The 13,174-nt window shown below is 60.5% G+C and carries 11 protein-coding genes and 1 pseudogene; 8 read left to right on the top strand and 4 right to left on the bottom strand.

The window, feature by feature from the left end; all coding sequences use genetic code 11:
* Position 1: 1 nt before the first annotated feature.
* Entirely contained in the window at positions 2-784 is a 783-nt protein-coding gene (locus tag OGM60_08685; GenBank protein ID UYI98951.1) for a PTS transporter subunit EIIC, read from the bottom strand.
* Between the two features lie 356 nt (positions 785-1,140).
* On the opposite strand from OGM60_08685, the gene OGM60_08680 reads away from it, so the two are divergent.
* The 8 genes and pseudogenes from OGM60_08680 (at position 1,141) to OGM60_08645 (ending at position 8,130) form a co-directional block, all read left to right on the top strand.
* Complete coding sequence (locus tag OGM60_08680; GenBank protein ID UYI98950.1) at positions 1,141-2,145, top strand: LacI family DNA-binding transcriptional regulator; 1,005 nt, start codon at positions 1,141-1,143, stop codon at positions 2,143-2,145.
* 214 nt (positions 2,146-2,359) lie between these two features.
* Positions 2,360-2,698, top strand: a complete 339-nt coding sequence (locus OGM60_08675; protein ID UYI98949.1) for a PTS lactose/cellobiose transporter subunit IIA — start codon at positions 2,360-2,362, stop codon at positions 2,696-2,698.
* Between the two features lie 214 nt (positions 2,699-2,912).
* Positions 2,913-3,371, top strand: a complete 459-nt coding sequence (gene tnpA, locus OGM60_08670; GenBank protein UYI98948.1) for an IS200/IS605 family transposase — start codon at positions 2,913-2,915, stop codon at positions 3,369-3,371.
* 540 nt (positions 3,372-3,911) lie between these two features.
* The gene (locus OGM60_08665) at positions 3,912-4,925 is read left to right on the top strand and encodes a hypothetical protein (protein ID UYI98947.1); all 1,014 of its coding nucleotides are present in this window, start codon (positions 3,912-3,914) and stop codon (positions 4,923-4,925) included.
* 219 nt (positions 4,926-5,144) lie between these two features.
* Positions 5,145-5,604 (top strand): annotated as a pseudogene (gene tnpA / locus OGM60_08660) (IS200/IS605 family transposase).
* Between the two features lie 376 nt (positions 5,605-5,980).
* On the top strand, positions 5,981-6,409 hold the full coding sequence (lacA, locus tag OGM60_08655) for a galactose-6-phosphate isomerase subunit LacA (protein ID UYI98946.1): 429 nt from the start codon (positions 5,981-5,983) through the stop codon (positions 6,407-6,409).
* A 63-nt stretch (positions 6,410-6,472) separates the two neighbouring features.
* Positions 6,473-6,997, top strand: a complete 525-nt coding sequence (gene lacB / locus OGM60_08650) for a galactose-6-phosphate isomerase subunit LacB (GenBank protein ID UYI98945.1) — start codon at positions 6,473-6,475, stop codon at positions 6,995-6,997.
* A gap of 197 nt (positions 6,998-7,194) precedes the next feature.
* On the top strand, positions 7,195-8,130 hold the full coding sequence (locus OGM60_08645) for a hexose kinase (protein ID UYI98944.1): 936 nt from the start codon (positions 7,195-7,197) through the stop codon (positions 8,128-8,130).
* Positions 8,131-8,554: 424 nt separating this feature from the next.
* Here the strand turns inward: OGM60_08645 and OGM60_08640 are convergent, their stop codons facing one another.
* The 3 genes from OGM60_08640 to OGM60_08630 all read right to left on the bottom strand — a co-directional run bounded on the left by OGM60_08640 (position 8,555) and on the right by OGM60_08630 (position 12,829).
* Positions 8,555-9,676 (bottom strand): IS110 family transposase, encoded by a 1,122-nt coding sequence (locus OGM60_08640; GenBank protein UYI98943.1) that lies wholly within the window; start codon positions 9,674-9,676, stop codon positions 8,555-8,557.
* Positions 9,677-10,004: 328 nt separating this feature from the next.
* Positions 10,005-11,624, bottom strand: a complete 1,620-nt coding sequence (locus OGM60_08635; GenBank protein ID UYJ00179.1) for a UDP-glucose--hexose-1-phosphate uridylyltransferase — start codon at positions 11,622-11,624, stop codon at positions 10,005-10,007.
* Positions 11,624-12,829, bottom strand: a complete 1,206-nt coding sequence (locus tag OGM60_08630) for a galactokinase (protein ID UYI98942.1) — start codon at positions 12,827-12,829, stop codon at positions 11,624-11,626. The genes OGM60_08635 and OGM60_08630 overlap by 1 nt, the downstream gene beginning before the upstream one ends.
* Positions 12,830-13,174 lie beyond the last annotated feature (345 nt).

The following is a 13,174-nucleotide window of genomic DNA, read 5'->3' as shown; positions in this document are numbered from 1 at the left end:
GTTATTCTTGGGCAGATCGCGGTTCTGGGCGTCGGCGAAGTGCTTGGCCGTGGACGCCCACGAACCAGAAGAGGCTCATGGCGCCGTAGATCACAGCAAGGCCGATGTAGCCGTCGGCAGCGGTGAACAGGGGCTGGAACACCTGGATGACGCCCTGGGCAAAGCAGAAGCCAAAGGCAGCGCGGAAGACGATGTCAAAGACCCAAAAGACGGTGATGCAGACGGAGAAGGGGATGATGTCCTTAAAGGTCTGCGAGATGTTGGGCGGAACCTGCTCGGGCATCTTGACGGTGATGTTGCGCTTAATGAAGAACTTGTAGATGATGCCGGTCACAAACGCAGCGATGAAGGCGGTCAGCAGGCCCTTGGAACCAAGGTAGGTGGTGTTGAAGCCGCTGGCGGCGTCCGTGGCGATCGTGTCGCTCGAAAGGAGCAGGAAGCCGATGATGGCCGCGCACATGCACGAGATAAAGTTGATCTGGTTATTCTTGGGCAGATCGCGGTTCTGGGCGTCGGCGAAGTGCTTGGCCGTGGTGGCGGCGCAGGCGATGGCCAGGATGCCCATGGAGTAGTTGTAGCACTTCCACAAGGCGTTGTTGATGTCATTGGGCCAGTAGAAACCCCAGATGTTGGGGACCGAGGCTACGAGGCAGAAGATGGACGAGAAGATGATGATGGGGATGACGGAGATAAAACCGTCGCGGATCGCCTTGAGGTACTTGTTGCGGGCGATCGCGTTGAAAAAGGGCTGGCCCTTTTCGATAGTGGCGATGAGTTGCTCCATGCAAAGCTCCTAAGAGTCGGTGGGTTAGCAACGATGGTAGCTTTTGACGTTTGCTTGCCAAAATGTTGACGTTGCCATTTTGGGACACAAAAAAGACGCGAACCGGTGGTTCCTGTGTCTGCGAACCGTCGATTCCTTGCGCGTAAACGTTTGAGCCGCCCGGTGGCTCTGTGTTTGCACAATGGCAACGTTAACATTTGGGCGACAAAAGCCGTTCGGGGAAGCAGAAATGTCGGTGAACGGTAGGTTTTGGGTGGTGAGCGTATTGCAGGGGCGGCGTTGGATATACTTGAAGGCGTTTAATATGACTGCGCAGGATGCCGTCAATGGCATCGTTGACACGGAAAGATCGACCTATGGCCGCTGTTAAAAAATCGGTATCCGTCAAAGACGTAGCGCGCCTCGCGGGCGTCTCGGAGCAGACGGTCTCGCGCACCGTGCACGATTCGCCCAGCGTGCGCCCCGAGACCAAGGAGCGGGTGCGTGCCGCCATGCGCGAGCTGGGGTATCGCCCCAATTTTGCCGGTCGATCGCTGCGCCGTGGCAAGTTTAAGACCGTCGGCGTCGCCATGTTCAACATTACCGGTACTGGCAACCTCGACCGTATGGAGGGCTTTGCCGCCGCGGCCGACAAACATGGCTATGCCATCACCCTCACTAAAGTAGACGGGCATCCGTATACCCTCGAGAGCGCATCGTCGCGCATGAGCGCGCTGCCGGTAGACGGCATGGTTGTGATCATGAACCGCATGCCGGCGGACTTTGGCACCTTTGAGCCGCTGCCCGGTATGCAGACGGTGCTCGTTACCATGCTGGAGCACCCACTGTGCTCGACGGTCGATAACGATCAGCTCGATTGCTCACGCCAGGTTGTCGAGTACTTGCTGGGGCAGGGACACAAGACCGTGCACTTTATCTCGTGTCCCGAGCGCTCGCTTTCGGGCATGCAGCGCGAGGAGGGGTGGCGCGAGACATTGCGCGCGCATGGCATTGAGCCACCGCGACTCGTTCGTGGCGATTGGACGGCACAGAGCGGGTATGCTGCCGGTCAGGCTCTGGCGGACGATCCGACCTGTACGGCCATTTATGCTTCCAACGACGCCATGGCCTACGGCTGCATTCGCGGACTCGAGTCGCGCGGAAAGCACGTGCCCGAGGATGTGAGCGTGGTGGGTGTAGATGACAGTCTGGGTGACATCGTGCCCGATCGTCGCCTGGCCACCGTGCGCTTTGACAACAAACGTGTCGGCATGTGGGCAGTCGATAAGATCGCCGGTGCCGAGGAGGTTGCGTCTGGCGTGGAGCACATGCTGATCCCCGGCGTGCTCGTAGAGGGCGATACGGTGCGCGATTTGCGTTAGGGTGCGGTCCTGTTTGGGTTTACGCTAATCATGTTTGATATTGTTCGAAATGGTTTGGAAACCGTTCACGGGCGAAAAAAGACCGTTCACGGCTCGAAATAACGGTTTGCATTGTTCCTTTTTGTTTGAATGTTATTGTTTCTGTCATACACAGCGCAGCGCGTATGCCCGGACGCGATGCTCTCCGTTGGTTCATATGTGAAAGGAACGCAATATGGCAACCAAAGAAGAAATCTCGATGGTTGGATTCGAGATTGTCGCATACGCAGGTGACGCCCAGACCGATCTGCTTGCAGCGCTCGATGCTGCTCGCGAGGGTGATTTTGAGAAGGCCGAGCAGCTGCACAAGGATGCCAGCGATGCGCTCATCGGTGCCCACGACACGCAGACCAAGCTGCTTTCGCAGGAGGCCGGCGGCGGCGAGATGGAGATGACCTTCATCATGGCTCACGCTCAGGACACTCTCATGACCACTATGATTCTGGAGAAGCAGACCCGCTTTACCATCGATGCCTACAAGCGCATCGCCGAGCTCGAGGCCAAGCTCGCCTAACGAGCCCGCACAACCAAGTCCCCTTCCAAAAGCTCTGCCGCAAACTCGCGACAGGGCTTTTTCTTTTCAAGACTTTAGTCTGCTGGCCGCGCAGCGGCCAGCTTTGAACCACCCGCTACGCGGGTGGAGACAAACGGCTTTACAAAGCCACCCCTCCGACCGATATTGACGATTGTTCAGGCCGTCAAGAATTCGAGTCGAAGGGGTGGTCGCCATGGCCCAGAAGGCCTACAGCCTTTCCCACACGAAGTGGATGTGCAAGTACCACATCGTGTTCACGCCGAAGTATAGGCGCAAAGTGATCTACAACCAAATCAGGAGCGACATAGGGGAGATCCTCAGGAAGCTGTGCGAGTACAAGGGGATCGAGATAATCGAGGGGCACCTGATGCCCGACCACGTGCACGTGCTGCTGGCGATCCCGCCGAAGTACAGCGTCGCGAGCGTCATGGGCTACCTGAAGGGGAAGAGCTCGCTGATGATATTCGACAGGCACGCCAACCTCAAGTACAAGTTCGGCAACAGGAAGTTCTGGGCGGAGGGCTACTACGTGTCCACCGTCGGCCTGAACGAGGCGACGATCGCCAAGTACATCAGGGAGCAGGAGTCCCACGACATCGCGCTGGACAAGCTGAGCGTGAAGGAGTACGAGGACCCCTTCAAGAGGGGGTGATCCCGCCGGTTCGACCGGCGCGCCACGGGTCAAGATGCACTAGGCCTGGACGAAGTCCGGGCCCGCACCTTTAGACGCGAGCCCGGGGCCCGTGGGTTATACCCTAAGAGCAAACCACCCTTTTTAAGGGTGGTTCTGATTTACCCGGCACTTGGGGACGTTCCTTATCTGCCGGCAGTTAGGGACACTCCTGCCATGCATTTGATCCTTTGAGGATGGAAGAAAACGGGTTATTAGGTTTGCTGCGGTGCCGACTCGGCCTGTCGGTTACAAAACTATGCCGGTTTACTACGATGAATCGCATTCTTTCAACTATGGATAGAACGGCGTTATCAAAGCCACAGGTAGAAAGCTTGTCATTTTCTGCTAATAGCAAATGTGGTCGGTCCTATCGGTTTTACCGTAGTAAACCGGCATAGTTTTGAAAGGGCACTGTTCGACTAGCAGCGTTATGGAGCTTCTGCATGCCCTCCCGTTCGGTTTTTCGCTGGGTGGGTATACTTCCATCCGCAATACAGGCCGGAATAAGGAGGTATCCAAATGCCGGGCAACGGATTGATTCAAAAGGGAGACGCGCACGAGATGACTCATGGGCGTCCTGTCCAGATAACCGAGCACACGACGGTAACCGAGCTGCAGCCCAGCCTGTCCGATGTCGTGTGCGCAAACAAAAAACTGCAGATTGGCTTTATCGTTGCGCTCGTGGTACTGGCGCTGTTGTCGGGCTTTGTAGCTCGTCCGCATTTTGCCGATACCAAGACCTGGGACTCCACCATCGAGGTCATCGATCAAAAGAAGGGCAATGTTTTGGCGCTCACGACCTCGTGCGTCGCCCTATCTGCGGGTATCACTGCGCTGCCGGGCGATACGGGAACGCCAGTTGCCGAGCAGCTCGCGCAGCTTTCGGGAAACTTGGGTATCGTGCTTGCCGTGCTCTATCTTGAGAAATATCTGCTGACTATTTTGTGGTCGGTTGGCCTGGGCATCCTGATTCCGTTTGCGCTGGTGCTCTTTGCAGTGTCGCTTGGTATTCACGGACGCTGGAGCACCAGCGGCGTCATTCGCCGCGTGGCAACGCGTGTGCTGGTGGTCGCCATAATTGGCATGGCGTTGGTGCCTGCAAGCGTATGGGTGTCGCAAAAGGTCGACGAAACGTATCGCGTTAGCATCGAGGCGGCCGAGCAAAAGGCGACCGACGCTGCGAGCGCGGCAGATAGCGATAGCTCCAAAACAAGCAAGAAAAAGACCGAGTCCACAGAGTCCAAGAACGTGCTTGAGCAGCTTGCCGACGGTGCCTCGGGTCTCGTCACGTCGGTGACCAGCGGCGCCAAGCAGATGACCGATGAAATTGTGCGGCAAGTGACCGATCTCATCGAAGGCGTCATCGTGATGATCGTGACCTCGTGCGTGATTCCATTGCTGGTGCTCGCGGCGTTTTTGTGGCTGGGGCACGTGCTACTGGGGATTGATATTTCCGGCCCGGCGAACTATCTGACGGGTCGCTTTCTGAGCGCTCCGTCCAAGCACGCCAAAAAGGGCGGGCAGTCCGAGTAGCTAAAACAGCTGTATATACCGGGGAATACCGCCGAAGGGCGGCCGAGACACGTTCTCGGCCGCCCTTTTGTTCAAGACTTTAGTCTGCTGGCCGCGCAGCGGCCAGCTTTGAACCACCCGCTACGCGGGTGGAGACAAACGGCTTTACAAAGCCACCCCTCCGACCGATATTGACGATTGTTCAGGCCGTCAAGAATTCGAGTCGAAGGGGTGGTCGCCATGGCCCAGAAGGCCTACAGCCTTTCCCACACGAAGTGGATGTGCAAGTACCACATCGTGTTCACGCCGAAGTATAGGCGCAAAGTGATCTACAACCAAATCAGGAGCGACATAGGGGAGATCCTCAGGAAGCTGTGCGAGTACAAGGGGATCGAGATAATCGAGGGGCACCTGATGCCCGACCACGTGCACGTGCTGCTGGCGATCCCGCCGAAGTACAGCGTCGCGAGCGTCATGGGCTACCTGAAGGGGGAAGAGCTCGCTGATGATATTCGACAGGCACGCCAACCTCAAGTACAAGTTCGGCAACAGGAAGTTCTGGGCGGAGGGCTACTACGTGTCCACCGTCGGCCTGAACGAGGCGACGATCGCCAAGTACATCAGGGAGCAGGAGTCCCACGACATCGCGCTGGACAAGCTGAGCGTGAAGGAGTACGAGGACCCCTTCAAGAGGGGGTGATCCCGCCGGTTCGACCGGCGCGCCACGGGTCAAGATGCACTAGGCCTGGACGAAGTCCGGGCCCGCGCCTTTAGACGCGAGCCCGGGGCCCGTGGGTTATACCCTAAGAGCAAACCACCCTTTTTAAGGGTGGTTCTGATTTGTTGAACACATGGTCGCTACGTCCGCGCCCGGCTCAAACGGTCAGCAATCATCCGTGAACGATATTTGTTCAAAAAAGAACAAAGATAAACAAATAGTTGTTGCAGTTACTGTTCGAATGTGTTCAAATAAACATGAACAGTGAAGAACCGCACATTCAGATGCCCGGACCTGAACGCGATTCAACACTTCCAAACAGAAACTACGCACCTGCGTATCTCTCAAGGAGGATGTCATGAGAGTTGTAATCGCTTCCGATGCCGACGGTATGTCGATGAAGGAGTCCATCAAGGAGATGCTCATCGCCGACGGTCACGAGGTCGTCGACTATTCCGAGACCCCTGCCGCGGACTTTGTCGATTCCGCGACCGCCGTTGCCAAGGACCTGCTGGAGCACAAGGATTCCCAGGGCTTCGCATTCGATAAGTACGGTGTCGGCTCCTATATGGCCGCCGTCAAGATCAAGGGCATGGTCGTCGCCAACATTTCCGACGAGCGTTCCGCTTACATGACCCGCGAGCACAACGGCTCGCGCATGGTCACCATGGGCCCGGGCGTTGTGGGCACCGAGGTCGCAAAGAAGATCGCCCGCGAGTTCCTGCGCGCCCAGTATGCTGGCGGCCGTCACCAGATCCGTGTCGACATGCTCAACAAGATGGCCTAACGAGAGCCACCGAGAACTCGAACTTCTACCTCAACTTGTGAATTCAGACGAAAGGACGTTCTGATGAAGAAGACCATCGCAATCGGTTGCGACCATATCGTTACGGACGAGAAGATCTATCTGGCCGACCGCCTGGAGCAGGCTGGCTACAAGGTGCTCGACTGCGGCACCTACAGCCACACCCGTACGCACTACCCCATCTACGGCAAGGCCGTGGGCGAGGCTGTTGCCAGCGGCAAGGCTGACTTTGGCGTGGCCCTGTGCGGCACCGGCATCGGCATCACCAACGCCGTCAACAAGGTTCCCGGCGCCCGCTGCGCCCTGGTTCGCGACATGACCTCTGCCCTGTATGCCCGTCGCGAGCTCAACGCCAACATCGTGGGCTTTGGCGGCAAGATCACCGGCGAGTTCCTGATGGCCGACATCATGCTTGCCTTCCTGGAGGAGCCCTACGACAAGACTCCCGAGCACGATGCCTTGATCGCCAAGATCGATGCCTGCAATAAGGCCGACGCCGAGGCTCAGGCCGACCCGCACTTCTTTGACGAGTTCCTGGAGAAGTGGGACCGCGGCGAATACCACGACTAAGGAGGTTCCGGCGTTCTACCGAACGCCAGACCAGTCGACGCTGCGAAGCCATCTGGCGTGCGAGCTACTCTGATAAAACTTTTGCTTGCTGAGCTCGTGTGCGTCGTTTTGGCGGTACCCGGCATTCTGCAGCTTTTTAATTGACGGCTCGCGTTTCTGTGAGGGGCGCGGGCCGGTTTTCTAAACAGGAGTCCAACATGATTCTGACCGTTACCATGAACCCGTCGATTGATACGCGCTATCAGCTCGACAAGCTGATCATCGACGATGTTAACCGCGTGATGCCCGAAAAGACCGCTGGTGGCAAGGGCCTCAACGTGAGCCGTGTGCTGCTGCAGCTGGGTGACGACGTGCTCGCGACCGGCCTGCTTGGCGGCCACATGGGTGCCTATATGGCCGAGCTCATGGATGCCGATGGCGTCAAGAATGACTTTGTGCCCATCGCCGGTGAGACGCGCATTTGCCTGAATATTCTGCACGAGGGTAATCAGACCGAGCTGCTGGAGAGCGGCCCGCAGATCGCCCCGGCCGAGCTCGAGGCCTTTACGGCCAAGTTCGCCGAGCTTGCAGCGAAGGCGGACGTTGTGACGCTTTCGGGCTCGCTGCCGCGTGGCGTCGATGCCGGCTACTATGCCGAGCTCGTCAAGATCGCCGAGGAGGCGGGCGCTAAGGTGCTGCTCGACACCTCGGGTGCATCGCTGGAGGCCGCGCTGGAGTCCGACGCTAAGCCTGAGCTCGTAAAGCCCAACCTGACCGAGATTAATGGCCTGCTAGGTACGTCCTTTACGACCGATGATATCGATGCCTTGCGTGAGGCGCTTGCCGCCGATGGCCGCTTTGCCGGTATCCCTTGGGTTGTCGTTTCGATGGGCACTGCCGGCTCGGTGGGCTTCCATGAGGGTCGCGCGTTCCGCGCCAAGACGCCCGCGATTGCGGCAGTGAACGCGACGGGTTCCGGCGACTCGACCATCGCCGGCTTTGCGCATGCCATTGCTGCTGGTGCCGACGACATCACGGTGCTCAAGACCGCCAATACCTGCGGCAAGCTCAACGCCATGGATCCCAAGACTGGCCACCTGGTCATGGACCGCTGGGACGAGATCTACAACAGCGTTGTCGTGACTGAACTGTAGGGTTACGCGGTTTTACCAAACCGCGTAACGGCGCGACGCTGCAAACCCGCCAGAGCGGCAATCTGCCTTTCAACTTCGGCGGCATGACCAGAAGGTCAATGCCGCCTCGTTTCAAGGCACCTTGCTCGCTCTGGCGGGTTTTCGCTCATATGACCCAATCCACTGTCAAGAGCCACAATGGCCCCGCCGACCGCTTGCAATCGGTCGGCGGGGCCTGCCGTTAACCCGTCCCGGTCCGCCCCCGGCATGTCATCGACGCCTTCGGCTCAGTCTCATATCCGCGGATACCGTTCTGTCGGCCCGCACTCCATTCCTTCGGCGGGGTTCCCCAAGTCTGTCGGGGCGTATGCGGAGGGCTCCGCGCGCACAGCGAAATAGGGGGTGTCCCCGAAGGCCGCCCGGCTCGCCGGGACGGGGGCTATGTCTATTCCGCGCCCTCCCGGCACATCATGCCGAGGGCCCAGAGCCACCTCACGAGCTCGGCCGCGGTGGCCGCGTTGGCCTTCGCCTGGGGCATGCCGCGGGCGAGCATCTCCTCGCGCCGCCGCAGGAGCCGCTCGGACCCCTTCCTCCCGTGCATCCTTATCTCGAGGGGCACGCCCGTGTCCCTCGGCATGAGCTTCGGCTGGTGCCGCGCCGCGGCGTAGCACCATGAGCCCTCGACGGCCAGCTTCCTCACGAGCGCGTTGCCCGCACCGCTGATGCCTCCGAGCCGCACGGACTCGCCGCTCGACCTCTGGCTCGGCGCGAGGCCGAAGTAGGCCGTGACCTGCCTTCCGGAACGGAACCTCGTGAAGTCACCGACCTCGGCCGAGAAGGCTGCGGCCAGCGCGAAGGCGCAGCCCTTGATCGACTGGAGGGCGGCCACCTCCGCGGCGATCGGGCTGGCATCCACGGCCGCCCTGTACTCGGAGAGCAGGTCCGCCCGGGCCTCCGCCGCGGCCTCGACCTCGTTCCTCAGGGCGGCGAGCGTCCGGATCCCGCCATCGTCCTCCGGCCTGACCTTGTCGAGCCACCTCAGGAAGTCGTAGGTCCAGTACTTCCTCGGGTTGCCGGCGGGCGTGGTGCCGCCGTAGGCGAACCCTCGCTTTGCGAGGAAGGCGAGCAGCCGCTGCTTGGCGGTCGCCAGGCGCGCGGTCGCCCCGTCGTAGGCGCCGGCGAGGTCCCTGATGCCCTCGACCTCGGGGGAGGGGACCCACACCGGGGAGATGTCGTGGGCGAGTATCGCCTTGGCCATCCTGGCGGCGTCGTTCCTGTCGTTCTTGGAGGCCGAGTCGGCGGCCGACCTGGGGATCTTCGAGACCGCGGCGACGACACACTCGACGCCGAGCCCGGCGAGCTCCCTTTGCGGGGCGAAGCCGAGGTAGCCGCTCTCGTAGGCGGCGAGCGACGGGCCGGGAAACCCGTCCATCCAGGCGGCGATCTCGCCCCAGGGGTTGCCGGGGAATCTCCTCGTCACGGCCTCGCCGGTGTCCGCGTCGAGGGCGCAGACGGTGGTCGACCTCAGGTGGACGTCCATCCCGAACGCGGTAGAATACTTTGGCATGGGAGCCTCCCAACCTCGTTGCGGCGCGGCTGCGCCTATGGCACTTCAACATCATTGTCGCAGCCCCGACCCGCGGTCACGAGCGGGGGCTCCTATCTATTTAGTGCCCTCGGATTGGGTCATAGTGTCTGTCGTTGCCAAGACACCGGCGTTGCCTTGGTCGCAAGTAGTCATTGGGGACGCTCTTTAATGACTAGTCGTTTAAGAACGCCCCTTAAGAATGACCCCAATGACTACACTCAAAAACTGCGCCCGCCGGCGATGTTGCCGGCGGGCGCAGTTGTCTTGAAGACGAAATGATCCGTTTTCCTCCGTCCCCAAGGGATCATTACAGTGAGTCGATAAAGCGCTGTTGGGCGGCGCGGCCAGCTTCGTCCCACTTAAAGACGCCGGCGTTGTCGAGCACGTGGCCAAATACCACGCCGACCTCCTCGTGCAGGATATCGATGGCGTTGTCGGCCGTAAGTTCGTCGGCGCGGCGGGCATAGACATCCTCGGCCCATGCGGCGTGGCTGCGGCATAGATCATCGCCCTCGAGCGCACCGGCAAGGTCGTAGCTGGCATCGGCCTTGGCTGCCAGCAGATGCTCGCGGACAGCGCCGAGCTCGGGAACCAGGCGCGGCGGAAGAATAGCCAGGCCCATGACCTCGATCAGGCCGATGTTTTCCTTTTTAATATGGTGATACTCGGCATGCGGGTGGAAAACACCCAGCGGATGCTCGTCGGTCGTGATGTTGCAGCGAAGCGCCAGGTAGGCCTCGTAGATCTCGCCGCCAGCATTGCCGCGGGAGTCGACGCGGCGGATGACGGGCGTCACGGTGTTATGCGCAACGCCGTCGGCTGTGCGCGCGACGACGCCAACCGACTCATCGGTCCACTCGCGCCAAGCGAGGATAATCTTCTCGGCGGCGTCGAGCAGCTGGGCGCGGTCGTGCGAGCGCAGTCGCAGCACCGAAAGCGGCCACTGCAATACGGTGCCGCTGACCTGGTCAAAGCCGGGCACGCTAAACTGCGAGACCTCGGCGGCATGCATCATGGGGAACTCGTGCGCGCCGCCCTGGAAGTGGTCGTGCGACAGAATCGAGCCGCCCACGATGGGCAGGTCGGCGTTGGAGCCAATAAAGTAGTGCGGGAACAGGTCCACAAAATCGAGCAGGCAGGTCAGCCCCTTGCGGTCGACGTGCATCGGGCGATGCTCGGAGCTCATAGCAATGCAGTGCTCGTTAAAGTACGCGTACGGGCTGTACTGGAGGCCCCAGCGCTCGCCGTCGAGCTGGATGGGGATAACGCGCAGGTTCTGGCGAGCGGGGTGAGCGCCGCCGTCGGCTGCGGCGGAGCGTCCGGGATAGCCCTCGTTCTCGATGCACAGCTGGCAGGCGGGATACTTCTCACCCGTGTTCTTTGCGGCGCCGGCTGCGGCAATGTCGCGCGGGTCCTTCTCGGGCTTCGACAGGTTGATGGTGATCTCCAGGTCGCCCCAGTTGGTGGGGGTGCGCCATTTGATGTTGCGCGCGATGGCGGCGCGGCGCACGTAACCGGCGTCGCAGCACAGACCGTAGAACCAGTCGGTCGCGGCGCGGGGCTCGTTGACGCCCATGCGGCCGTTGAACTCCTCGTTTACAACCGAAGGCCTCGGCATGAGCGCGCCCATGATGCGCATGGCGATGCGGTCGCGGCCCGACACCGTGTCCTCGGCAGCACCGTTGGCAACGGCGGCCTCGGAAAGCGCGGCGAGCGTGCCCTCCAGGTCAAAGTCGGGCAGGGTATCGGGGTGCAAGAGCGAGAGTTTCTCGACCTGGAGCGCCCAGGCCATGTCGAGCGCCGGGCCCGTAGCACCGATGCACTCCAGAATGGTGTTGTATGCCCAGATGCGATCGTCCTGACCGATCATGGATCGATGAATGGCATACTCAATCAGGCCTTGCGTGGCCTCGCACACGTCGGTCATTACAGCCATGCCGCGTAAGCCCCCTTGTCAGAGATGGCGTAGTGACGGGCAGAGCCCTCGCCCAGCCAGCTGTTCATCTTGGTGATAAAGGTGTCGACTAGGTCGAGCGGCACGAAGGCCTGGATGGTGCCGCCAAAGCCGCCGCCGTGGATGCGGACGGCGCCGCGGCCGTCAAGCACATGCTCGGCCAGTGCTAGGGCATACATCGAGGGCTGCTCGGAGCCCAGTTTGGCAACGACATTCTGCAGGTACATGGCAGAGCTGGCGCCGGACTTGCGCGTCAGGACCAGGAACTGGTCGATGTCGCCGGCGTTCAGGGCGGCCCAGCGCTTATCGACCAGGCCGTTCTCGTACCAGTAGTGAACGGCGCGCAGGCAGGCACGGTCGCCCAGCTTGGCGCGCAGCTCGGGGAGCTTGGCGTCAAAGTCGGCAACGTCGACCTCGCATAGGCGTGCCTTGCCAAACTCGGCGGCGACGTCCTGCATCTCGCGCGGAACGGCGGCGTAGTCGTCGGTGGCGGCCACGTGATCGGCGCCGACCTTAACGAGCACGAGCGCGTAGCCGTGATCCTCAAAGTTGAGTTCGAGCTTCTGGGTCTTAGGCTGGGCTTGATCCTCAAAGTCCATGTAGGCAAGGCCGCCCAGGCACACAGCGGCCTGGTCCATCAGACCGCAGGGCTTGCCGTAATAGTTGTTCTCGGTGCGCTGGCTCATCTGGGCGAGCGCGACGGGCTCGATGGCGGGTGCGCCCCAGAGGGTTTCCATGGCACGACCGTACGCGGCCTCGACGGCGGCGGAGCTCGAAAGTCCGCCACCCGAGGGAACGGAGCAGGTAAAGGCGAAGTCGAAGCCCTTGGGCTCAACACCAAGTGCTACGACCTCGTGGGCCATACCGCGCACGAGGCTTGCGGACGTGCCCTTCTCGGACTCCTGAACATCCAGCGTGTCGAGCGTAATCTCAAACGTGGGGTAGCCCTCGTCGGCGACGCGGACCTTGTTGGAGTCGGTTGCTACGGCGATGCCGTCAACGGCGACATCGAGCGAGCCGGCGATAACGTGGCCACCCTCGTGGTCGGTGTGGTTGCCGCTGATCTCGGAACGGCCGGGCGCGTGCACGTAGAGCACCTGGCGCTCGTCGATGGGGCCAAACTCCTCCTCAAACAGCTTGGTGAGGGTGGCGAGTATCTTTTCGTCGGGGGCGGTCATACGGGTCCTTTCCTTGACGCCGGAGGGACTGGTCCGTGTCATTATGAGTACGTTAACAATATTGAGCACCACAAACCAGACGTTCGCGGCGCCGCACGTTAAAGGGTATGTTAACGTACTCATAACACAACGCATATCTATTTTTGAGAATCTGGTAATCGGTAGATTTTCGGCCGTGAACGGTGTGGCCGTATGGACATATGGAGCAAAAGAACCGCTGATAGAAAAAGTAGAGTACGTTAACATGCGTCCGACGATAGCGGACTTCGGCGCGGGGTGTGTTTCTGCCCGGGCCGACATTCGCACTATTCAGATCCTGCGAGAGCGAAGGTGATTTTGTGGCAA

This window comes from Coriobacteriaceae bacterium, from assembly GCA_025757745.1.
Lineage (GTDB): Bacteria > Actinomycetota > Coriobacteriia > Coriobacteriales > Coriobacteriaceae > Collinsella.
Note: the sequence above shows the minus strand (reverse complement) of the source record. Positions and strands in the feature narration are given on the sequence as shown.

Bases quoted from the DNA above. Each gene is read 5' to 3' on its own strand.
- lacB (UYI98945.1), top strand. From the start codon at position 6,473: ATGAAGAAGACCATCGCAATCGGTTGCGACCATATCGTTACGGACGAG.
- OGM60_08630 (UYI98942.1), bottom strand. From the start codon at position 12,829: ATGACCGCCCCCGACGAAAAGATACTCGCCACCCTCACCAAGCTGTTT.
- OGM60_08645 (UYI98944.1), top strand. From the start codon at position 7,195: ATGATTCTGACCGTTACCATGAACCCGTCGATTGATACGCGCTATCAG.
- OGM60_08675 (UYI98949.1), top strand. From the start codon at position 2,360: ATGGCAACCAAAGAAGAAATCTCGATGGTTGGATTCGAGATTGTCGCA.
- tnpA (UYI98948.1), top strand. From the start codon at position 2,913: ATGGCCCAGAAGGCCTACAGCCTTTCCCACACGAAGTGGATGTGCAAG.
- OGM60_08680 (UYI98950.1), top strand. From the start codon at position 1,141: ATGGCCGCTGTTAAAAAATCGGTATCCGTCAAAGACGTAGCGCGCCTC.
- lacA (UYI98946.1), top strand. From the start codon at position 5,981: ATGAGAGTTGTAATCGCTTCCGATGCCGACGGTATGTCGATGAAGGAG.
- OGM60_08685 (UYI98951.1), bottom strand. From the start codon at position 784: ATGGAGCAACTCATCGCCACTATCGAAAAGGGCCAGCCCTTTTTCAAC.
- OGM60_08635 (UYJ00179.1), bottom strand. From the start codon at position 11,624: ATGACCGACGTGTGCGAGGCCACGCAAGGCCTGATTGAGTATGCCATT.
- OGM60_08640 (UYI98943.1), bottom strand. From the start codon at position 9,676: ATGCCAAAGTATTCTACCGCGTTCGGGATGGACGTCCACCTGAGGTCG.
- OGM60_08665 (UYI98947.1), top strand. From the start codon at position 3,912: ATGCCGGGCAACGGATTGATTCAAAAGGGAGACGCGCACGAGATGACT.